The sequence below is a fragment of the Ancylobacter sp. genome, assembly GCF_965229075.1.
Taxonomy (GTDB): domain Bacteria; phylum Pseudomonadota; class Alphaproteobacteria; order Rhizobiales; family Xanthobacteraceae; genus Ancylobacter.
In genome coordinates, this window is the sequence record NZ_CBDDIO010000001.1 from 725524 (window position 1) to 748420 (window position 22897).

Genomic DNA, 22897 nt, shown 5'->3' on the forward strand with positions numbered 1-22897 from the left:
GCTCTGTCTGCTAAGGTTTCATCGAGCCGGGAGGGATTCCATTCGATGAAGTCATTTGCTTCGGGCCGCAAGGCACGTTCCGCCCCGCTCTATTCCGCGCGGGGACCGCGCCTTCCGGATCGCATCGTCGCGCTGTTCGAGGCGTGCTGCCGCACCGACCGCCGAGCCTGCCTGTTCCTCATTGGACTGTGCCTGGTAGCGTTGCTGCCCGGTTTCTTCTCGATCCCGCCCGTGGACAGAGACGGCGCGCGGTATGCGTTGATCAGCCGCCACATGGTGGAAACGGGCGCACTGACGGAAACGAGGCTCGGCTGGGAGCCCAAGCGGACACAGGCGCTGGGGCTGCACTGGATGCAGGCCGGACTGGTCAAAGCAGCCGCTTCCATCGGCGTCCCGGATGCGCCGACCCGCGTCTGGCTTTACCGCCTGCCGTCTTTGGCGGGGGCGATCGCGGCCGTGCTGCTGACCTTCTGGGCGGCACTGGCCTTCACGCACCGCCGTGGAGCGCTGCTGGCCGGTAGCCTGCTGGCCAGTAGCGTTGCCCTTGGTGTCGCCGGGCGGCTCGCCGTGCCGGAAGTGTTCCTGATCGCGGCGGTCGCGGCAATGCTCGGAGCGATGGGCCGGCTCTATCTTGCCGAGCGCCAGAACGCAGTGGCAGGCGCCTGGCACCAGTCCGCTTATGAGTCGCGCGTGGCGCTGGTGTTCTGGGCGGCGCTGGCGTTTGGGCTGTTTACCAAGGGGCTGATGACACCCCTCTACGTTGTGCTGCCGCTGGTGACGCTGGTGGCGGTGGACCGCTCGGCACTTTTCCTGCGGCGCGCGCGTTCCTATGCTGGGCTGGGTCTCCTCCTGGTGGTCGTCATTGGCTGGGTTGTGTTGCGCCGCTATGGGCCGACGGAGACCCAGCCGGAATTGCTCGCGCGCACGCTCTTGGGTCCGGTGGCGCGTGAGTACCAGGGGTTCACGGGTCTGCCGGGCGTGTACCTGTTGTTGTTCTTCGCCCTGTTCTGGCCGGCGGCGCCGCTGGCTCCCCTCGCGGTTCCTATTCTCTGGAAAGCCCGACGCATCGGCTCCGTGCGCTTTTTGCTGGCCTGGGTCGTGCCGGTCTGGGTTCTCTTCGAAATCCTGCCGACCAAGATTCCGGCCTATGTGGCGCCCACGCTGCCGGCTATCGCCATACTGATCGCTCTGGCGGTGGAGCGGGGAGCCTTGGCCATCGGCAATACGCGGCTCACGCGGGTGCTCTGGCTGTGGCCAGTGATCGGCGCGGTGATCGCGGTGGGAGCGCTGCTAGGCATGGCGGTGTTCGATCGCACGACCAGCGTGCTGGCATGGCCGCTGCTGCTGATGGGCTTCTTCGCGTTGGTGATCGCTGCCGCCTCCGTCCGCGACTATGGCGTGGAGAAAGCGGCGCTGGTCGCCATTGCCGGCATGCTGGTATCCGGCTTGGGCGTGATGCAGCTGGTGCTGCCGAACATTGAGAGCTTCTGGATGGCGCCGCGCGTGGTGGCCGCGACCGCGCGCGAGTCCTGCGGCTCTGAGTCAGGCCCGATCGAGGTGGCCATAGCCGGCTATAATGAGCCGAGCTTCGCGCTGCTCCTGCCCAATGCACCGCGCTTTCTGGACGGTGCTGCGGCCGCAGACTTCCTCAAGGCCGGCGGCAGCTGCCGGGTGGCCTTCGTCGAGAAGCGGCAGGAACCACGCTTTGCCCGCCGGGCGGAGGCCATCGGCTTGCGCATCCAGCGGGGGGCGGATCTGCGCGGCTTCGACTATAACGGGCTGCGCGAGGTGCGGCTGGCGCCTTATCGTCCGGGCTGACGGCAAGCCGCCGCCCGGACGTGGCAAGGCGCTCAGCGCGCCGCCGCGAGGGCCGTGAAGCCGGAATCGAGGTCGGCGATAAGATCGGCGGGGTCCTCAAGGCCGATCTGCAGACGGATCGCCGGGCCGCCCGGGTTCCACGGCGTTGCCGTGCGATAGGCGCTGCAATCGAACGGTATGGCGAGGCTCTCATAGCCGCCCCAGCTATAGCCGAGGCCAAAAAGGGCGAGGCTGTCGAGGAAGGCGTCGACGGCCCGCTTCGGCACCGGTTCGAGGATGATGCTGAACAGGCCCGACGCGCCCTTGAAGTCGCGCTTCCACAAAGCGTGGCCGGGGTGCTCCGGCAGGCCGGGATGCAGAACCTGTCGTACTTCCGGCCGCGATGAGAGCCAGCGGGCCACGGCAAGCGCCGATTGCTGGTGGCGTTCGAGCCGTATCGCCATGGTGCGCAGGCCGCGCGACGCGAGGAAGGCATCCTCCGGCGCGACGGTGATACCGAGATCCCCATGGGTGGTGAGGATGCGGCGGAACGTGCGCTCGTTGGCGGAAATGGTGCCGATATTCAGGTCCGAATGGCCGCTGAGATATTTCGTGCCGGCCTGAATGGAGACATCCACGCCGAATTCATGCGGGCGGAAAAACAGCGGCGTTGCCCACGTATTGTCCATCAGCGTCATGATTTCGCGCGCGGAGGCGGCAGCGACGATGGCGGGTATGTCCTGGATCTCGAAGGATTGGGAGCCTGGCGACTCAAGGAAGATGGCGCGGGTGTTCGGACGGATAAGGCCGGCGATGTCGCCAGCGATGAGTGGATCATAATAGGTGGTTTCGATCCCGTAGCGCGTCAGCACCTCGTCGCAGATGCGGCGGGTCGGCTGATAGGCGCTGTCGACCATCAGAAGATGGTCACCCGTCTTCAGTACGGAGAGAAGCGCGATGCTGACGGCGGAGAGGCCGGACGGTGTCAGCACGACGCCGGCACCGCCTTCGAGGCGGGTCAGGGCGGATTCCAGGCTCTCCACCGTTGGGTTGCCGCGCCGGCCATAGGTGTAGCGGCCGGTATGGCCTTCAAGATCCGCGACGCTGGGCGAGAGAACGGTCGAGCCTCGGACGATCGGGGTGTTCACGAAGCCGTCATGGCGAAACGGATCGCGTCCGGCGAGGACGAGTTCGGTCTCCACGGAGAGATTTCCGGGGAGGGTCGTTTTTGCCTTGTTCGCCATGGTTGTAGCCTGCTGAAGCGAGAATATCGAAGGTCGCATAGGGAAGGGACGGACGTTGCGCCGTCAAGCGCTTGACCGGGCTTGATTGCGGCGCTCTGATGACGCTGCGTTCGCTGCAACGGTGCCCGAGGGGGTCTTCTGGGCACTATAAGACGAAGGACGCAGGCATGACACGTTGCCGGAAGTCCTCCGCGGCATGCGAATTGCCTTTTCTGTCGCCCGTTCCGTCCCGCACCGTTGCGGCGGAAACGTCAGCTCCAATCGAATGAAGAAGGCTGCCATCATGAAACGCCTCCTCTCCACATTCGCCCTTGCGGGTGCCATGGGCCTTTGCGCCTTCGGCGCGCAGGCGGCCACCAAGCTTGAGCAGGTGAAGTCGAAGGGCTTTGTCCAGTGCGGCGTCAGCCAGGGCCTGCCCGGCTTCTCCAACCCCAATGACAAGGGTGAGTGGAGCGGCCTCGATGTGGAATTCTGCCGTGCGGTTGCGGCTGCCATCTTCGGCGACGCCACCAAGGTGAAGTTCACGCCGCTCTCGGCCAAGGACCGCTTTACCGCGCTACAGTCCGGCGACATCGACATCCTGTCGCGCAACACGACCTGGACCATCACCCGCGACACGTCGCTCGGCCTGAACTTCACCGGCGTCACCTATTATGACGGCCAGGGCTTCATGATCCGCAAGGACAAGAAGGTGAATTCGGCGCTTGAACTGTCCGGCGCCTCGGTCTGCACGCAGACCGGCACCACGACCGAGCAGAACCTCGCCGACTATTTCCGCGCTAACAACATGACCTATGAGGTCATCGCCTTCGCCACCAATGACGAAGTGGTCAAGGCCTACGACGCCGGGCGCTGCGACGTGCTCACCACCGACCGTTCCGGCCTCGCCGGTGAACGCCTCAAGCTGACGAATCCCGACGACCACGTGGTGCTGCCCGAGATCATCTCTAAGGAGCCGCTCGGTCCGGTGGTCGCCCATGGCGACGACCAGTGGTTCGACATCGTGAAGTGGGTCCTGTACGCCCAGCTCAACGCTGAAGAACTCGGCGTCAACTCCAAGAACGTCGACGACCAGCTCAAGAACGCCACCAACCCCGAGATCAAGCGTCTGCTCGGCACCGAGGGCAAGTACGGCGAGGGCATGGGCATCGGCAATGATTGGGGTTACCTGATCATCAAGAATGTCGGCAACTACGCCGAGATCTATGACCGCACCGTCGGTCCCGACACGCCCCTGAAGCTCAGCCGCGGCCTCAATGCGCTGTGGAACAAGGGTGGCATTCAGTACGCCCCGCCGATCCGCTGACACATGGACATAAGGAGGCTCCCGCGCGTCGGGAGCCTCCCCGCTCCGGAGAAGCTGGCAAAAGTCCGGCACCGGAACATTTCGGGCCTCGATCCGAGGCGAGGGGGACTATGACGGATTTGGCTGGGCCCGCCGGCGGGCACGAGAAGACTTCATTCATCAATGACCCGAAGGTCCGCAGCATCGGCCTTCAGCTTGTGGCCCTCATCGTGGTCATTTTTCTCGGCTGGAGCTTCGCCGAGAACGCGCGCGACAACCTCGCGGCGCAGAAGATCGCCACCGGATTTGGCTTTCTGGACAACACGGCAGGCTTCGGCATCAACCAGACGCTGATCCCCTATTCCGAAACCTCGACCTATGGTCGCGCCTTCATTGTCGGCCTACTGAACACTATCCTGGTCGCGGTGGTCGGCATTTTTATCGCCACGATTATCGGCTTCCTGGTGGGCATAGGCCGCCTGTCGAAGAACTTCATGGTGCGCACGATTTCGACCGTCTATGTCGAAGTACTGCGAAACCTGCCGCCGCTGTTCCAGATCCTGTTCTGGTACCTTGCCGTTCTGAGCGCCATGCCCGGGCCGCGCAACAGCATCAGCGTGTTTGGCGAAGTCTTCATTTCAAATCGTGGCATCATCATCCCGCGCCCGCTGTTCGGGGAGGGCGCCGGCATCGTCGTCTGGGCGATCGGCCTCGCCATCCTTGGCGTTATCCTGTTTCGCCACTGGGCGGCGAGCCGGCAGGAGGAGACGGGGCGCCGGCTGCCTGTGTTGTGGGTCTCGCTAGGCCTGCTCATCGGTCTGCCGCTCGTTGCTATGATCGCGACCGGCTTCCCCATCAGCTTCGAGGTGCCAGAACTCAAGGGCTTCAACTTTGTCGGCGGCGTGCGGGTCATTCCGGAATTCGTCGCCCTGACGCTCGCGCTGGCCACCTATACGGCGGCCTTCATCGCCGAGAACGTCCGGGCCGGTATCCAGTCGGTCAGCCACGGGCAGACGGAGGCGGCACATTCGCTCGGCTTGCGCCACGGCCAGACGCTGCGGCTAGTGGTCATTCCGCAGGCCATGCGGGTGATCATTCCTCCGCTTACCAGCCAGTATCTGAACCTTACCAAGAACTCGTCGCTTGCCGTCGGCATCGGCTATCCCGATCTCGTCGCGGTGTTCGCCGGCACGTCGCTCAACCAGACGGGTCAGGCGATCGAGATCATCGCCATTACCATGGGCGTCTATCTCCTGCTCTCGATCATCACTGCGGTCATCATGAACGCCTACAACAAGCGCGTCGCGCTGGTGGAACGGTGAGCCGGCCATGAGCATGACCTTCGACGACGGAACCTTCATCCGCAACGAGATGGCGCCGGTCCTGCCGCCGCCGAAGTTACGCATCGGTCCGGTGGCCTGGATGCGTGAGAACCTGTTCTCCGGCATCTTCAACACCCTGCTGACGCTGCTCGGCGTCCTGCTTGTGATTTCGGTGGTGCCGCCCTTTGTCCGCTTCATGTTCGTCGACGCGGTGTGGACGGGTGAAAACCGCGAAGCCTGCCTCGGCCCGGAAGTCGGGGCCTGCTGGCCCTTCATCCATGCCAAGTTCGGCCAGCTGATTTATGGCTTCTACCCGATCGCCGAGCGCTGGCGCGTCGACATCGTCTTCGCTCTTGGCGCGGTACTGCTGGTGCCGCTTCTGGTGCCGAGCCTCCCGTTCAAGCGGACCGGATCGTTCCTCTTCTTCGTGGTCTATCCCGTGGTGGCCTTCGTGCTGTTGACCGGCGGCAACATCAACGCCTCGGCCTTCCTGTTGGAACGCTTCGGCCTGATCCGGCCCTTCATCGGCGATGCGCGGGTGGCGGGCATCAACCTCGCCTTCTGGGTCGACTTCGGGCTGACGGTGCTGCTGTTCATGGCCGCCATCGGCGGGTTTATCGCGCTGTTGGGGGGTAATGGCCGTTCCGCTGCGCGCACCACCCTGTTCGTGTTCCTGGCGTTAGGCGCCGTGATTTTCTGCTGGGATGTCGATGTCGGTCTCACCTATGTCGAGACGCGGCAGTGGGGCGGGCTGCTAGTGACACTGGTGATCGCGGTGACCGGGATCGTTGCATCCCTGCCGCTCGGCATTCTGCTCGCGCTCGGACGGCGCTCGCAAATGCCGGTGGTTCGACTGCTCTCGGTGATCTTCATCGAGTTCTGGCGCGGCGTGCCGCTGATCACGGTGCTGTTCTTCGCCACCTACATGCTGCCGCTGTTCCTGCCGCAGGGCACAAACCCGGACGCCTTGCTGCGGGCGCTCGTGGGCGTCGCTCTGTTCTCCGCAGCCTATATGGCGGAGGTGGTGCGCGGCGGCCTGCAGGCCATCCCCAAGGGCCAGTATGAGGGAGCGATGGCGGTCGGGCTCACCTGGAGCCAGATGATGCGCCTCATCATCCTGCCGCAGGCGCTGACCCTCGTCATTCCCGGCATCGTCAACAGCTTCATCAGCCTGTTCAAGGACACGACGCTGGTGCTGATCGTCTCGATCTTCGACTTCCTCGGCCAGCTGCGCGCCGCCTTCACCGACCCCAACTGGGCGACGCCGGTGACGCTCTATACGGGCTTCGCCTTTGCCGGCGTGGTCTATTTCTTCTTCTGCTTCGGCATGTCACGCTACTCGCTCTTCGTGGAGCGGCGGCTCAACACCTCCCACCGGCATTGAGAAACGGAGAAACCAATATGAGTGAACTTCATTCGACCGTTTCCCCTGACGAACTTCCCGCAGTCCACACGCGCCCGGGACGGGAGGTCGCCGTCGATCTCGTCGGCGTGCACAAATGGTACGGCGAGTTCCATGTGCTGAAGGACATCAATCTCAGGGTGCATCGCGGCGAGCGCATCGTCATTTGCGGGCCGTCGGGCTCCGGCAAGTCCACCATGATCCGCTGCATCAATCGGCTGGAGGAGCATCAGCAGGGCTCGATCATCGTCGACGGCATCGAACTAACCAACGACCTCAAGCGCATCGACGAAATCCGCCGAGAGGTGGGGATGTGCTTCCAGCACTTCAATCTGTTCCCGCATCTCACCATTCTGGAAAACCTGACGCTGGCGCCGATCTGGGTCCGCAAAATGCCCAAGAAGGATGCCGACGAACTGGCGATGCACTTCCTCCGCAAGGTGAAAATCCCGGAGCAGGCGAACAAATATCCGGGCCAGCTCTCCGGTGGCCAGCAGCAGCGCGTCGCCATCGCCCGTGCGCTGTGCATGAAGCCCAAGATCATGCTGTTCGACGAGCCGACCTCCGCGCTTGACCCGGAGATGGTCAAGGAAGTGCTGGAAACCATGGTGAGCCTGGCGGAAGAAGGCATGACCATGCTGTGCGTGACCCACGAAATGGGCTTCGCGCGGCAGGTCGCCAACCGGGTGATCTTCATGGATGCCGGGCAGATCATCGAGATGAACGAGCCGGAAGCGTTCTTCTCCAACCCGCAGCACGAGCGCACCAAGCTGTTCCTCAGCCAGATCCTGCACTGACGCGTGCGGGCGAAACAGAAACGGCCGGAGCGCTCTGGCGCTCCGGCCGTTTTTCATTTGGGGTGAAGCGACTGCGGCCGGTGGTGCCTGCTCAGGCCGCTGGGCCCGTCGCCACGGGTTTGTCGGAGGAACCCCACTCGGTCCACGAGCCATCATAGAGCGCGACCGGTGGCTTCCCGATCGTATCCAGCGCCAGCCACAATATCGCAGCGGTGACGCCCGAGCCGCAGCTGGTGACGACGGGCTGGGAGAGGTCGATACCTGCCTCCTTCACCGCCTGGCGGATGGTCGCGGCGTCCGCCAGGCGGCCATCCTTCACCACCTCGGACACCGGAAGATTGCGGGCGCCGGGAATGTGCCCCGGACGGACACCGGCGCGCGGTTCCGGCGCCTCGCCGCGGAAACGTTCCGCCGCGCGCGCATCGAGCACCTGTGCGCTGCGGTCGGCAAGTCGGGCGGCGACATCGTCGATGGAGGCCACCCAGTCCGTGTCCAGCTTCGCGTCGAAACGGGCGGGAAGATAAGGAACCTCCCCCGCCTCGGTCGGGCGGCCTTCGGCCAGCCATTTGGGAAAGCCGCCATCGAGAATGGCGACATCGACCGCGCCGAAGGCACGCAGCGTCCACCAGACGCGCGGGGCTGAGAACAGGCCCTGCGTGTCATAGACGACGATCTTCATCTGCCGGCCGATGCCGAGCGATTCCATCGCCGCGCGGAACAGTGTCTCGGAGGGCAGCATGTGCGGCAGCGGGCTCGTCAGGTCCGAGATGCCGTCAATGTCGAAGAACACCGCGCCCGGAATATGCGCCTTGAGATATTCCTCCCGCGCCTTCCGGCCCGTGGCTGGCATGTGCCAGGAACCGTCCACCACGACGAGGTTGGGCGCCCCGAGATGGGCGGCGAGCCATTCGGTGGAAACGAAGCGGCTGACATCAGGCAGATCGGATTCGGGCATCGGGCACTCCGGAACCGCGCGCGGACATCAAGCCCAGGCCAGCCGCACGCGGCGGTTCTGCTGGCCCTTCTTTTCGATTTTGGTCACCTGCACCGCACCGATCTCGTCGAGGCTGCGAACATGGGTGCCGCCGCATGGCTGCAGGTCGATCCCTTCGATGTCGACCAGGCGAACCTTGCCGCTTCCCATCGGTGGCTTGACCGACATGGTCTTCACCAACCCGGGATTGGCAAGCAGTTCGTCATCCGAAATCCAGCGTTCGCTCACCCGGGCGCCGGTGGCGATCATCTCCGCCAGCTTGGCGGTGATGGCGTCCTTGTCGAGGCCGGCATCGGGAATGTCGAAATCGAGGCGGCTCTCCTCCTCGCCGATCGACCCGCCGGTGACTGGAAAAGGCAGAACGACGGAGAGCAGGTGCAGCGCGGTGTGCATGCGCATCCGCTTGTGGCGGGTCGGCCAGTCCAGCCGCAGCGTCACGGCCTCGCCCAGTTCCGGCACCGTGGCTCCGGGAGCCGGGACATGGATCACATCGACCTTGGAGGGGCCATAGACCGCCGTCTCGATGCCAATCTCGCAGCCATCCGCCCGGATCAGCGTGCCGCGATCACCCGGCTGGCCTCCGGCGCTGGCGTAGAACACCGTCCTGTCAACGACGATACCTCCTTCCGGCGTCAGCGCGGTGACAACGGCAGAGGTTTCCGTCTGGTAGGCGTCGTCGCGAAAGAGCAGAAGCGTTGCCATCACACCAGCACGTTGGGCACGTCGACGCTGCGCTCAAGCCAGCCCGGAACGGGCAAGCCCTTCTCGCGCAGGAAGTCGGGGTTGAAGAGCTTCGACTGATACCGGGTGCCGAAGTCGCAAAGAATGGTGACGATGGTGTGGCCCGGCCCGAGCTCCTTCGCAAGGCGGATGGCACCGGCGATGTTGATGCCGGACGAGCCGCCGAGGCAGAGGCCCTCATGCTCCAGCAGATCGAACACGATCTGCACCGCTTCGGCGTCGCCGATTTGATAGGCGCAGTCGATTGGTGCGCCCTCTAGATTGGCGGTGATGCGGCCCTGGCCGATGCCCTCGGTGATCGACGAACCTTCAGCCTTCAATTCCCCCGTGGTGTAATAGCTGTAGAGCGCCGCGCCGAACGGGTCGGCGAGGCCGATCCGGATCGCCGGGTTGCGCGCCTTGAGCGCGATGCCGGTGCCGGCCAGCGTGCCGCCGGTGCCGACGGCGCAGACGAAACCGTCCACCTTGCCATTGGTCTGCGCCCAGATTTCCGGTCCGGTGGTTTCGATATGGGCGAGGCGGTTCGCCACATTGTCGAACTGGTTGGCCCAGACGGCGCCGTTCGGCTCGGTTGCCGCCAGCGCCTCAGCGAGCCGGCCGGACACTTTCACATAGTTGTTCGGGTTGGCGTAAGCGACGGCCGGCACTTCCACCAGAGTGGCGCCGGCGAGGCGCAACATGTCCTTCTTTTCCTGGCTCTGAGTCTCGGGAATCACGATCACCGAGCGATAGCCGAGCGCGTTGCCTACGAGCGTGAGGCCGATGCCGGTATTGCCCGCCGTGCCTTCGACAATGATACCGCCTGGGCGGAGCTGGCCGCGCGCCACGGCGTCCTGAATGATGAACAGGGCCGCACGATCCTTCACCGACTGACCGGGGTTGAGGAACTCGGCTTTCCCGAGAATGGTGCAGCCCGTAGCCTCGGAGGCGCGCTTGAGCTTGATGAGCGGCGTATTGCCGATCGCCTCGACGAGACCGTTGCGGATTTCCATGGACCTGTTTCTTTTTGCCGAATTGATGGTCCACAAAGCTAGTCATCCATCCCCGTCTCGGCAACCGGGCGGCCAGCTAATCCCCGCGAATGGCCTGAAAGCGGTCGAGTGCGCGGTCGCGGGCGGCGGCATGGTCGACGATGGGGCGGGGATAGGTTTCCCCGAGCCGCACACCTGCCCGGCGCAGCATGTCGGGGGATGCTTCCCAAGGACGGTGGATGACGTTCGACGGCAGCCCCGTCAGTTCCGGCAGGTAGCGGCGGACATAGTCACCATCGGGATCGAACTTCTCCCCCTGGGCGACGGGATTGAAGATGCGGAAATAGGGGGCTGCGTCGGCGCCGGACCCGGCGACCCATTGCCAGCTCGCGGGATTATTGGCGGGGTCGGCATCCACCAGCGTGTCCCAGAACCACGCCTCGCCTAGGCGCCAGTCTGTCAGGCAATGCTTGATCAGGAGGGAGGCGGCGACCATGCGCACGCGATTGTGCATCCAGCCCGTTTGCCAGAGCTGGCGCATGCCGGCATCGACGATTGGGTAGCCCGTCATGCCGCGTTGCCAGGCCCGCAAGAGTGCGGGCGCATTCTGCCACGCGAAGGCATCGAAACGGCCGTTGAAATTGGCGGTTCCGATATCCGGATAATGGAACAGCAGATGATAGCTGAACTCGCGCCAATAGATCTCGCTGACAAACTTCTCCGCGTCGCGCGGAGCTGCGCTTCCATCCGCTTCCGCGTGCTGCAGGGCGGTAAGGATCCGGTGTGGAGAGATCTCCCCGAAGCGGAGATGCGGAGAGAGCCGAGAGGTCGACGGCCGGTCCGGCCGGTCGCGCTCATCCGCGTAGCCCGCGATCCCGCCATCGAGGAAGCGAATGAGTGCATCGCGCGCGCCTTCCTCCCCGGGCGACCAGGCGTCGCGCAGCCCGCCGGCCCAATCCGGCCCGGAGGGCTCCAGTGACCAGCTTTCCAGACGCTCCCCCTCGGGTCCACAGGCGAAGTGCCAGGGCAAGCGGGCCCGCGCCGGCGTGCGCGGCGCTTGCATTCTCGCTCGTCGATAGAAGGGGGTGAAGACGCGGAAGGGGCCGCCTGACTGCGTTGCCACCGTCCAGGGCTCGTGCAGGAGGTTGCCGCCGAAGCTCTCGACCGTGACAGCCGCAGCGGCAAGCGCGGACTTCACCGCCTTATCGACGGCGATCTCGGCCGCGCCATAGCGCCGATTCCAGTAGACCGCCTGCGCATTCACGTCTCTGACGAGGCGAGCCAGTGCGGCGAGCGCCGCCCCGCGCCTCAGCAGCAATTGCCCACCCTTGGCCTCGATGGTCGCCGCCAATGCTTTGAGGGAGTTGCCGAGCCACCAACGCGCGGCTCCCCCAAGCGGGCGCAGGCCGGGGCTTTCTTCGTCGAGAAGGAAGACAAACAGCAGCGGGCGCCCGCTCGCCTGTGCCGCCTCGAGGGCGGGATTGTCGTCGAGACGGAGGTCGTCGCGAAGCCAGACAAGGGCGGGGCGTTCAGTGGAGGAGGGCATGGGCATTCCGGGCGTTGCGCGGCTTTTACGGAACCGCACGCAGAACCGATCAGCCCCTCTAGCGCAAGCGTGTTCGATTTAATAATGATGATCGTCATGAAAAACGGTCTGATGCGGGCCGCGAGAGATGGGAAACCTCCACGATGACCTCCTCCCTGAACACCGCGCTGGTGACGGGCGCTTCCAGCGGCATTGGTCGGGTCTATGCCGAGAAGCTCGCCCGTCGCGGTCATGACGTTGTGCTGGTGGCCCGCGATGGCGCCCGGCTTGAATCGCTCGCGGCAGCCATTGCCGGCGAGACCGGCCGACGGGCGGAAGTGCTGGCGGCCGATCTTTCCCGCAGCGAAGGCATCGAGACCGTTGCCGCCCGGCTCGCCTCGGATCAGAGGATCACCGTGCTGGTCAACAATGCGGGCATAGGTACGGAGGGCCCGTTCGTGGGCGCTGCGGCGGAAAAGACCGATGCCATGGTGCAGCTCAACGTCGCCGCGCTGACGCGCCTCTCGCTGGCCGCTGTCACCGCCTTTGCCCAGCGTGGCGAAGGAGCGCTGGTCAACATCGCGTCCGTGGTCGCCCTGGTGCCGGAGCATTTCCCTGGCGCCTACGCCGCCACCAAGGCCTATGTGCTGGCCTTCACGCAATCGCTTCAGAGTGAATTGAGGGACGGGCCGGTGCGCGTGCAGGCGGTGCTCCCGGGCTATACGCGCACGGAGTTCTTCGACCGTGCCGGCATCGATGCTACGGCACTTCCGGCTGAAATGGTGATGTCCGCCGAGGATCTGGTCGAAGCCGCGCTGCGCGGACTCGAGGCGGGGGAGGCCATCACCATTCCTTCCCTACCCGACATGGCAGCCTGGCAGGCGCTGGTCGACCACCGGATGCGGATGATGCCCGGCTTATCGCTCAGCCGGCCGGCCGCGCGCTATGGGCTGGGCGAGGCTGTGCCCGCCTGACCGCTCAATAATCCCACTGAGCGCCGATGCCGACTTCGGCCGCGCCATCGGCGCCTGTGGCGCCCTGCAGGCGAATGTTCCGGGTCACATCGACATCGACGGTGACTCGACTGGATCCCGCCGACGTGCCCTGACGCACGCCGAGATAGATGTTGTCGTTGAGCCGTCGTCCAAGGCCGACCTGTCCGCCGGTGCCAGCGGCATCGGTGCCCAGCTCAAGACTGTCGACGCCAAGCGAGCGCCGCACATTTTCCAGGACGCCGGCACCGCCGGAGAACTGGGCGGCGGCCTGGGCCAGTTGCAGCGCCTGGCCGCCATTGAGCGAACCGGCGGAGCGGCCGAACAGCAGACGCGAGATCACCTCGTCCTGCGGCAGGGTGGGGGTCGACGAGAAGCTCACCACTGGGCGGGAAGCCGGTCCCGACACCAGAACCCGGGCGGTGATGTCGGTCGTAGTTGTCTCGGCGATGAAATCGAGCTCCGGGTCGGTGTTGCCGGTGAAGGTGATGGTGCCGCGCGTGAAGGTGAGGCGGCGCCCGCCGAAATCGAACGAGCCGCGCCGCAGTTGGAAGGCGCCTAGCGTTACCGGCGCTCGCGTGGTGCCGGTGAGCTTCAGTTCGCCGCCGAGTTGCGCCTCAATGCCGAGGCCGCGCACAAACACATTGTTGTTCGGTGCCGACAGCACGAGGTCGAGCGCGACGCCGTTGCGCGCGGGCGGCGCGGGGCCCTGTTGGCGTTGCACGGTCGGGCTCTTGCGCTTGAATTCGGCGCTGGCATTGACGTGGCGGACATTGAGGTCTTGCACGCCGCCGGGGAAGCGGTCCGGAACGTTGATGTCGAGCGCGCGTAGCACCAGCCGACCGGTCAGGCGGGGGCCGTTGAGGAACGCGCCTTCAACGCCGAGGCGGCCTTCCGCTACCAGGCGCATGAGGTCGCTGTTCACCAGCGCGGCGTTGACGAGATCAAGGTCGATGCGGCCGGGATAGCCGGCGCCGGGGTCGAGCGCGACATTGCCGCGGCCGGTGATGCTGCCGCCATTGGTGGTCGCGGCGCGGAAACTGGTGATCGTGACCGAGCGATCGGTGCCGGTGAGCACGGCGTCGATGTTGCTGAGCGCCGCGCCATTGACGGAGTCGTCGAAGCGTCCGCCATTTATTCGCACCGTGCCGCCCGCGCGGGGCGCGGCGGCCGTTCCGCGCAGCGTCGCGTCGACATTCGCGATGCCGGTGATGCGGGCGCCGGTGGCGGCGAGCATCGGATTGGCGATGGCGAGATTGATCGCGCCGCGCAAAGCGAGGTCCAAATCGCCGGCCCCCAGCGGAACCGAGCCGCTGACGGTGAAATTCTGCAGATTGGCGCCGGCGATGGTCGCCCTGAGCTGCGCCCGGCCATTGCCGAGCGTGCCATTGGCCGCGATGTCGAACGGCCCGGCGCCGGAACTGGCGAGGTCGGGCCGGCTAAGGCGGGCGATCCGCAGGTCAAACGGTCCCGTCGGGGCCGAGGCGGTGCCGCCGAGGCGCGCGGTGCCGGCCAGCGAGCCCGACAGGTTCGTGTCGGGGGCAACGATATTGAGCAGCGAGAGCGGCAGAGCGCGGAGGTCTACGGCGAGGTCGAGCCGCTCCCCCGCAGTGCCCGAGACCGTGGCGGTGCCGCCGCCGGCGGCGAGCGCAAAACGGTCGACCGCGACGCTGTTGCCGATGAGCGTAAAGGTCGCTGGCGCGCTCAGGGCCGCATTCAGCCCGGGGCGGGTGGCGGTGAGCCGGTCGAGCCGCAGACGGGCGCCGTCCGGCCGTGGCTCTAGCCGGCCGCCGGCACGCAGATTGGTGCCTTGCGCGAGCGCTTCCACCGTCAGATCAGTGCCGGTAGCGTTACCGGTAGCCCGCAGGGTCGCAGTCTCGACTGCAACGCCCGCTACGGAGACGGCGCGCAAGGCCGCCGTGCCATCCAGCATCGGCACGCCGCGCAGATCGAGGACGCGGCCATTGATATCGGCCGAACCGACGCTCTGGTCGAACGCTCGCAACTGCTGGGCGCTCGCGCGTATGTCGGCGTTCTGGCGGCCCTGCGCGACGCTCAACGTGATATCGGCGTTCAGCGCGCCTGCCATGTCGGTGAGGGTGAGGGCCGCGATATCCGCGAGGTCGCCGGCGACGATTGTGAGCCGCCCCGTGGCGAGCCCGGCGGGATCGAGCGCGAGGTCACCGCGCGCGGTGACTGAGCCGATGGCGAGATCGAGGCTTGACAGCTGGCGGGTGCCATCCGGCTGCGTCCGCAGCGCGGCGGTTCCACGCGCCGGCTTGCCGCCGATCTCGCCGGCGAGGGCGAAACTGCCGGAGGTTTCTCCGGTGATGTCGGCAGCGGTGATATCGACGGTGACATCGCGCAGCGGACGGCCTTCCGCCATGCCATTTGGAACGCTTAACGTGGCCGTCACGCCGAGTGCGTCGAGCGTTCCGGAGAAGGCGGCGTTGGCTTCGGCGCCGCCGGCGAGGCGCGGGTCGAGCCGCGCGAGATCGTCCAGGGTAAGCGCGGCGGTCAGGTCGGCGACATCCGTGGCGAGGCGGCCATTGACGGTCGCCGAGATGCCGTCGGTATCGATCTTCAGATTGTCCACGGCCAGTGCATTGGCGCCGTCGCGGGCGAGGGCACCGTCGATGCTGACGCTGCGGCCAATCAGTGCGTCGAGGCGCTCGATACCTGTCTCAAGCTTTTCCGCGCGACCCTTTACGACGGCGCTGGCGCGGCTGAAATCGGTTGAGGCGGAAAGCCGGGCGTCAACCACGGCTGAACCCGCGAGCGGACGGCCGGCGAGCGGTGAGAAGGCGGCGAGGTTGAGCCGGCTGACATTGAGATCACCGTCGATGGCGCGCGGGTCGGCACGCCCGGCGAAACGTGCCGTTATCGCCGCGAGATCGGCGGAGGCCGCCTCAAGCACAGCGTCGCCATTGGCGGGGAGAGTTCCCGAGGCCGAAAAGCGTGCGTCGCTGCCAAGCGCGGCGGCAACGTCCGGGTCCGGCGCCGACAATCCATTCGCCGTTCCCTCAAGGGCGAAGGCGAGGGCGCCTCCCGCATCCGGCAACGTCCGGAGCGTGGCTGTCACGGTGGCGGCGCGGTAGTCTTTTCCCGCCAGCTGAGCGGCGCTGATTCGCGCCTCAACGGTTGGCCGGAGCACGGAACCTTTGAGCGTGCCTGCCAAGCCGAGTTCCTGCCAGCTCATGCCCGGGGCAAACCCAGCATAGCGCGCGGCATCGTCCAATTGGGCCTCGAAGGCGAGATCGGCGGACTGGTCCGCCATGAGCGAGCCGCTCAAGCGGGCCTGGAAGCCTGCGGTGCGGGCGGAAAAGCTCTCAATGCCGAGATTCAGCCCGGGATCAACCGTTGCTGAGCCGGCTAACTCGCTGCGACCTTCAAAGAGCGGAGATATATGTGCCGGCAAAATACGCGCCATGTCGGCATCAAGCGCGAGGTTGATTTTGTGCCCGTTGGCAACGGCGCGAATGCCCGCGGCGCCGCTGGCCTCAGCCAAATCGCCGACGTGCAGGCGTAGATGCCCGTCCCAGGCATCCAGCGGTCCGGCGCCGTTCACCGCAGCGGAAATTTCCGGCAGACCGTCGAAGCCAGCGGCGCGGGCCATCAATCCACCCGCGGGTTCGCGTGCGGTGATGTCCAGATTAAGGAAGCCGGCCTCCGGTGCGTAGCCGGCAGAACCTTTCAGCGAGCCCGGCGCGTCCAGCCGCTCAAGTACAAAGGTCAGCGACAGGCCGTGTGCCAACGAAGCGAGGTCGGCGGATCCATTGAAGGACAGTCGCGCCGCGTGGTCGAGCACCGGTTCGGCAAGAGCTATCTCTGTGATGGCAAGCGACTGGATCCGCACGGGGAGGGCGAAGCTGGAACCGCCATCAGCATTAACTGGCGCGGTCGGCAGTACCGGGCGGCGGTCCAGGCCGACGCGGGCGGCGGAGAGCGACGTGACTTCCACGCGCCCGGAAAGAAGGGCTAGCGGCCGCCAGTCCAATCGCGCGTCCTCGATGCGGGCGAACGTGCCTTCGGCATCGGCGAGTTCGATAGCCTCGACGCTCATGTCGAACGGCACGAAGCCGCCGAGGCCGCGTACGGAGACGGTGAGGCCCGGAGACGAGGCCAGCGACGAGGCGATGTTGGCGAGCAGCGCTTTCCCCGGCGGCGTCTGCAGCGCGCCGAAGAGGCTCACCAGCACCAGCAGCAGCGCGAGCAGAACCATTCCGAGCAGTTTGAGCGCGCGCGTCATCAGAAGGCCTGCCCCAGGCTGACATAGACTCCGAAATCACCGTCCTCAGGGCCGGGATTGAGCGGGAAGGCGAGGTCCACCCGCAGAGGACCAATCGCTGTGTAATAGCGCAGGCCGATGCCCGCCGAATATTTGATGCTATCGAAGTCCGGCCATTCGGAGGCGAAGGCCGAGCCCATGTCGAAGAAGGGCACGATGCCGATGGTTTCGGTGACGCGCAGGCGGGCCTCGACCGATGCTTCGAAAAAGCTGCGGCCGCCGATGATGATGCCGTCCTCATTGCGCGGGCTGGCGGATTGGTAGTCATAGCCGCGCAGCGAGCCACCGCCACCGACATAGAAGCGCCGCTGCGGCGGCACGTCATAGAGACCCGCGCCGACGATGCTACCGGCGGCCATGCGTCCGGCGAGGATGAAGCGCTTGTTCTCGTCGAAGGCGTGATAGGTCGAGACGGCGCCGCGGAACAGCGTGGGGCCGGCGCCGGCATCGCCGAGATAGGCGAAAGGCTCGACCGTCGCCGTGGCGCGCCAGCCGCGCGACGGGTCAAGCTTGCTGTCGGTGCTGTCATAGGTCAGCTCGATCGGCACGCCGACTATGCCGTAATCATTGGTGCCGGTACTGTCTTCCACCTGCGACTGCTCAAGGTCCAGGCTCACCTGCAGCGTGAGGTCGTCGCTGTAACGGTGACGAATGCCGGCGAGCAGGGTCACCGCCTCACGCACATAGGCATTGGTCACTTCGCGCAGTACCGCGGCATTGGCAACCAGATCATCCTGCGCAGTGTAAATGCCTGGCTTCACGAAGGTGGCGGCCAGCTTGTAACCGAACGGATCGGCGTTCGGCACCGCTTCGGATTTCTCACCAAACCACGATACTTGCGCGTCGAGCCGCAGAGTCTCACCGCCGCCGAACAGGTTGCGATGCCCCCAATAGGCGTTGATGGCCGAGCCGTCCGTGGAGGAATAGGTGGCGCTGAAGCCGACATAGCGTGGCAGACGCGCCGAGACTTCGATGGTGATCGGCAGGCTGCCATCGGGTGCCAGCCTGTCCGCCTCGTTTATGCGCACACTGGCGATGGCTTCATATTCCAGCAGGCGACGGCGCAGACGGTCGAGCACCTCCGGTGAATAGGGCGTCCCCGGCGCGATCTCGATACGCTCTTCGATGAAGCCCGGGGTGAGGAAATCGGCGCCCACGACGGTGAAACTGCCGAACGTGGCCACTGGGCCGGGAGCGATGAGGAAGGTGACATCCACCTTGTTCGTCTTGTGATCAGCCACCACCTCCTTGTCCGCCACGCGCGCGAAGGGATGCGCCAGGCGTCGCCAGTGGTCGACGATTGCGCCTTCCGCGCGGAGAATGGAGGTGGCGAGGGCCGGTTCCCCGGGTTCCAGCCGCAGCCGTGTCAGGGACGGCGCTTCCGTCAGCGGGCGGCGGTTCGCGGCGTCGAGCAGTTCTACACGTCCGAACTGGAACAACGGGCCGGCCTGCACGTCGATTTCCACCGGCACGGGACCGCGCGCCCGCGCCGCCTCAACGCGCTGGAAGATATCCGGCGCGTCCGGCGCGGTGCCAGCGAGGCGGATGCGAATGACGCCGCCATAATAGCCGGCCGCGTACAGAGCGGCGTTGATGTCGCGCCGATCGGCCAGCGCCCGCCGAACAAGCCCCGCCGCGCCGGAGGGAGCGCGCTCGCTGAGCCGCTCAAGCGCGGAAGCCGCCTCAATGCGGTCCTTTAGCGCGCTGTCGCCCCCGGTCACGGTCAGCGACACAGTGTAGGGCGTGGCGTCCGGCGCCGGAGGGGCTGACGTCAGCGGCTTGGGGCTGAAAAGATTGACGATCGGCCCGAAGAAGCCGCCGGCGCTGCCGTTCTCGCTTGTTTCATCCTGCGGGCCGCCAAACAGCTGGGCAAAGGCCGGAACGGGGAAGGCAGACAGGACCAGCGCCGCGCAAAAGGCGAGCACAAGCCAGAGCCGCTTCGTCCGCCTTTCAAACGCCAACCCGTTTCCTCCCCCTCAGTGTTTCCGAGCCCAAGTCGTTGGCACGGTCTTCTGCCAGCGTGACCTTAACGCAGCGACAATGAACGCCAGCTTTCCATAGGAGAGCCTTCCCCCTGATTGCCGTGTCAGACCGGCAAGCGTCAACCTTGTCAGCCGAAGAATGCAAATTTCCGCGCACAAGCCCGGCCGATTTCCAACATGAGGCAAGGGCTTGTCGATTCCCACCCCGCTTGGCACCGCCCTCACAGACGCCCGCCCTGACGCGCGGGGCCTTCCTACCCGCCATGACAGCCGAGGCGACAAAAGGTTCCGTTTTCGCCGCCGTCGGGAGGGTGGGTGATGGCTGGCCAATGGCCGTGCGCCGTCCGTTTGGGTGAATGATGGAAGCGCGGAACAATTCTGTGGTTCCGTGCTCGCCATTGCGGAATGGCGACGCCGCCGCCCTGCGCGCGTATGCGGAGCCCGCCTCCGGCCTGTGAGCGGATTCTCCGTCTCATCGCTTCTACCGTCCGCCGACGCGCTGGAGCGCACGCTGCTATGCGACGCGCGAAGCTGCACGGTGCCGAGAGGGGGGCCGGTAAGGGGCCCGTGTCGGCGACCTGCCCGTAGCGGGCCGTTCGAGCTGTCGATACCCAATCCGTAAAGGGTCGTTTATCCAGCCGAAGCTGATTGGACGCACTTGTGCGTCGCGCTGGACATGAGGCGCGTGTCGCCAACCTCCCTCCAAGGCGTGCCTAGCTGGACTGGCGCAGCCCTTCGACCTTGGGCGGCAGGTGTCGATCCGGCCTCTTTCGCTCAAGCCGTCTTACGACTGCGGAACCAACCGCTGGGTGGATTCGCGTGCGATTGATGCCCGTTATAGTCCGGATCAGCGGCGCGCCTCAGGCGCCTCTTCCTGTGTCCCCTCAAAAATGGGGCGGCGGCGAGACACCGCCCCCCTTGCTGCAGCGGCTCAGTGAGTGCTTGGGCGTGCGCAGCGTGTCGGCCACATCCGTACGCCCAGGAACGGCCTTGCGAAGGCTTTGATAGAGGCACCTCTGCTTGCCCATTCATCCCTGTAAGCAGCATTAAGCGACATCGCCTGGACGCGGTCGAGAGCCCCCTCACCGGCGCCAAGCGCGCCGCGACCCAGGCGACGCCGATCGAAACGCTGAGGGGCGATGTCGCGACGGCCCGCGTTCGCTTCCCATTGATCTCGGCCGCACCCTGCGGATACCGCGGCCCGGGCACGCCGAACGGCTGCCATCGAACGGGAGAGCGCGGAGCAGCTTATGGCAGATCGGCGGCCGCGCAGTCGTTGCCGGATGTTCGTGGAAGCGGGGATCCCGGAGATCAGCCGTCAACCACCGCTGCCGTGCCTGTGCGAAGGGCCGCTTGTATGAAGGCAATGATCCAATCGATCGCATCTCCAAAGGAGACACGGACGGCGCCGGAGGGAGCTCTTATCTGCCGTTCCGAGTGGCACGGTTCCGGGGCGTCGTAGCCAGCCGTGAAACCAACGCCCGGACGGGATTTCGGCCACAGCTACCCGCGGAGGAGAGCGATAAACTCCGCTGCCAGCGCCTCCACTTCCAACGCGCCCTTGGAGCCTGGCTCCGTTTCAAGCAGCGTCAAGCCCTGACCCATGCTGGCGGCGAAGCCAACACGATTGCCGAGCCGTGTGTGAGCAGCAGGATGCGCGAGAGCTTCGATGGCGGAGGTGATCTCCTTGGTCAAGGCGGCTCGGGGTTGAGCCCGATTGATGATGAGAAGGCAGGCGGCTCCTTCCTTGTTGATCATCTCCAGCGTCGGACGTGTGGCCCATAGATCAACAGGAGTCGGCTGGACAGGCACCGCCACCAGATCGGCCACCTCGATGGCCGGACGCGACTCGACGTCCGACTTCGGGGGGGTGTCGATAATGGTGAAATGGTGATCGCGGGCGAGACTGCGGGCCTCACGTCTGGCCCCCCAGCCTGAAGCGGTACGGAATGAGAGACCGGTCGCATCGTCTCCCAGATTCCCCTCCCGGACCTCGAACCACTCGCCGAGGCTCCCCTGAGGGTCACAGTCCAGGAGGGCTACGCGGGTTGGCGCTCCTTCTAGACGGCTTTGTGAAAAAGCCACAGCGAGATGGGCGGCCAGCGTTGTCTTGCCGGACCCGCCCTTCTGCTGCGCGATAGTGATGATTTTGCCACTCATCTAACCGCCTCTGGAGCTGGCTGCGCCACTAATGTGTCACTCAAATACCACGAAACGTGCCGCCTAAGGCTTGGGGAAGAGGTGCGTCGTCGATGCGCGCGGAGATTGTACGGAATATGCCAGCCAAGCGGGCTCAGCTGGCGGGCTTTGAGCCGAGCACGACGACCTTCGTGCCCACCCCTACACGCCCATAAAGATCGATGGCGTCCTGGTTGATCATGCGGATACAGCCCGAAGAGACATTTGTGCCGATGGTCTCAGGCTCCAACGTGCCATGGATGCGATAGAGTGTGTCTTTCCCGTCCTGCCAGAGATACATCGCCCTCGCGCCCAGTGGGTTGGACAAGCCTCCCGGCACGCCGTCGCCACCCTGCAGCTTAGTGAGTTGCGCCTGAATGTCCGGGCGTCGCTGGATCATCTCCTTTGGGGGGTACCAATCCGGCCACTCCTGCTTGGAATTTATCGTGGCCACTCCCGACCAGCCAAACCCCTCCTTGCCGACACCAACCCCATATCGCATGGCGGTGCCACCGGGCTGGATCAGATAGAGGAAGTGCGCGGCTGGATCGATAACAACCGTCCCCGCCGGATAGGGTGATTGATAGGCCACCTCGCGGCGGAGGAAAGTGGAGTTTATCTGGGAGACATCGACAGCCGCAATAGGAAATTTATCCGCAATAGCGCCATACCGATCGGAGAACATTGCGGTCGGGTTTGTGCTGGCTAAGGGCAGGGTTGTGCCGGTAGCGGAGTTTCGCTTGCAGCCTGCTATGGCGACCGCTGCACCAGCCATGCAGAACGCAAGAACGGCACGACGATCAAGCGCAGCCATAGCGCAACCCCTTCAATCTGATCTCCCGAATCTTAACGCAGGTTTGGTAAACAAGTCGTTGCTTTGGGGCCAACATCGGTTTCATCGCCTTCGAAAGGAGCATCGATATGCGGGCGAGGCGTCAGTGCTGATTGGTGCCTATCTCTGATCATAGACCTCCTCAGGCAGATCGTTGCGGCATACAGTGGTGACATTTGCACTATGTACCAAACGAGTCAGTAGCGACAATTTCAAAAGCTGCCTGCAGAAAGCCACTTTAAAGAAAGATCGAAAACTCCATCTAATCAGCGCGTTAAAGCGGAAATATCAATCAAGGCGTCGTGTGCTCTGGCCGCAGATCAATGTAACTCCGCAGGAGTAAATGCAGACCGATAATGGCCGACGAATTTCCGATCCAATTGCTCACGAGGTTCCGTTTGGGGGCGGCGCGGTACCATTAAGTGACTCCAACCCGTATGTACGAAGCTGGCAGCGCCTCTGCCAGTTGAGCTCGTCCTACTCGCTTTCGGCTTATCGAGGTATCTGGACCGAAGGTGAAATTCTTGCGCCCACAAGAACACAAATT

Annotated in this window: 15 protein-coding genes; 6 read left to right on the forward strand and 9 right to left on the reverse strand. The window is 65.1% G+C overall.

Annotated features, from left to right (window positions below; translation table 11 throughout):
* Positions 1-45: 45 nt before the first annotated feature.
* Positions 46-1818, forward strand: a complete 1773-nt coding sequence (locus ACO07Z_RS03595) for an ArnT family glycosyltransferase (RefSeq protein ID WP_421697439.1) — start codon at positions 46-48, stop codon at positions 1816-1818.
* A 32-nt stretch (positions 1819-1850) separates the two neighbouring features.
* Here ACO07Z_RS03595 and metC read toward each other — a convergent pair whose 3' ends face one another.
* Positions 1851-3041, reverse strand: a complete 1191-nt coding sequence (gene metC / locus ACO07Z_RS03600) for a cystathionine beta-lyase (protein ID WP_421697440.1) — start codon at positions 3039-3041, stop codon at positions 1851-1853.
* A 283-nt stretch (positions 3042-3324) separates the two neighbouring features.
* Between metC and ACO07Z_RS03605 the strand changes: the two genes are divergently transcribed.
* From ACO07Z_RS03605 to ACO07Z_RS03620, 4 genes are all read left to right on the forward strand, one after another.
* Positions 3325-4347: an amino acid ABC transporter substrate-binding protein gene (locus tag ACO07Z_RS03605; protein WP_421697441.1), complete on the forward strand. Its 1023-nt coding sequence runs from the start codon at positions 3325-3327 to the stop codon at positions 4345-4347.
* 110 nt (positions 4348-4457) lie between these two features.
* The gene (locus tag ACO07Z_RS03610; RefSeq protein WP_421697442.1) at positions 4458-5648 is read left to right on the forward strand and encodes an amino acid ABC transporter permease; all 1191 of its coding nucleotides are present in this window, start codon (positions 4458-4460) and stop codon (positions 5646-5648) included.
* 7 nt (positions 5649-5655) lie between these two features.
* Positions 5656-7032 (forward strand): amino acid ABC transporter permease, encoded by a 1377-nt coding sequence (locus ACO07Z_RS03615; RefSeq protein WP_421697443.1) that lies wholly within the window; start codon positions 5656-5658, stop codon positions 7030-7032.
* Positions 7033-7049: 17 nt separating this feature from the next.
* Entirely contained in the window at positions 7050-7847 is a 798-nt protein-coding gene (locus ACO07Z_RS03620) for an amino acid ABC transporter ATP-binding protein (protein WP_307022994.1), read from the forward strand.
* A 91-nt stretch (positions 7848-7938) separates the two neighbouring features.
* Here ACO07Z_RS03620 and sseA read toward each other — a convergent pair whose 3' ends face one another.
* From sseA to ACO07Z_RS03640, 4 genes are all read right to left on the reverse strand, one after another.
* A complete protein-coding gene (sseA, locus tag ACO07Z_RS03625) occupies positions 7939-8802 on the reverse strand; it encodes a 3-mercaptopyruvate sulfurtransferase (protein ID WP_421697444.1) in 864 nt (287 codons plus the stop codon).
* Between the two features lie 27 nt (positions 8803-8829).
* On the reverse strand, positions 8830-9543 hold the full coding sequence (locus ACO07Z_RS03630; RefSeq protein WP_421697445.1) for an alanyl-tRNA editing protein: 714 nt from the start codon (positions 9541-9543) through the stop codon (positions 8830-8832).
* Positions 9543-10574 carry a cysteine synthase A gene (locus ACO07Z_RS03635; RefSeq protein WP_421697446.1) on the reverse strand — a complete coding sequence of 344 codons (1032 nt, stop codon included), beginning with the start codon at positions 10572-10574 and terminating at the stop codon, positions 9543-9545. The genes ACO07Z_RS03630 and ACO07Z_RS03635 overlap by 1 nt, the downstream gene beginning before the upstream one ends.
* A 76-nt stretch (positions 10575-10650) precedes the next feature.
* Positions 10651-12099, reverse strand: coding sequence for a cryptochrome/photolyase family protein (locus ACO07Z_RS03640; protein WP_421697447.1), 1449 nt, complete (start codon positions 12097-12099; stop codon positions 10651-10653).
* 143 nt (positions 12100-12242) lie between these two features.
* On the opposite strand from ACO07Z_RS03640, the gene ACO07Z_RS03645 reads away from it, so the two are divergent.
* Positions 12243-13052, forward strand: a complete 810-nt coding sequence (locus ACO07Z_RS03645) for an SDR family NAD(P)-dependent oxidoreductase (RefSeq protein WP_421697448.1) — start codon at positions 12243-12245, stop codon at positions 13050-13052.
* Between the two features lie 4 nt (positions 13053-13056).
* On the opposite strand, the gene ACO07Z_RS03650 is transcribed toward ACO07Z_RS03645, so the two are convergent.
* The 4 genes from ACO07Z_RS03650 to ACO07Z_RS03665 all read right to left on the reverse strand — a co-directional run bounded on the left by ACO07Z_RS03650 (position 13057) and on the right by ACO07Z_RS03665 (position 22332).
* A complete protein-coding gene (locus tag ACO07Z_RS03650; protein WP_421697449.1) occupies positions 13057-17319 on the reverse strand; it encodes a translocation/assembly module TamB domain-containing protein in 4263 nt (1420 codons plus the stop codon).
* Positions 17319-19319, reverse strand: a complete 2001-nt coding sequence (locus ACO07Z_RS03655) for an autotransporter assembly complex protein TamA (RefSeq protein ID WP_421697450.1) — start codon at positions 19317-19319, stop codon at positions 17319-17321. Before ACO07Z_RS03655 ends, ACO07Z_RS03650 begins: the two co-directional genes overlap by 1 nt.
* 1524 nt (positions 19320-20843) lie before the next feature.
* Positions 20844-21500, reverse strand: coding sequence for a ParA family partition ATPase (gene parA, locus ACO07Z_RS03660; RefSeq protein WP_421697451.1), 657 nt, complete (start codon positions 21498-21500; stop codon positions 20844-20846).
* Positions 21501-21633: 133 nt separating this feature from the next.
* Positions 21634-22332 (reverse strand): L,D-transpeptidase, encoded by a 699-nt coding sequence (locus tag ACO07Z_RS03665; protein ID WP_421697452.1) that lies wholly within the window; start codon positions 22330-22332, stop codon positions 21634-21636.
* Between the last annotated feature and the right edge of the window lie 565 nt (positions 22333-22897).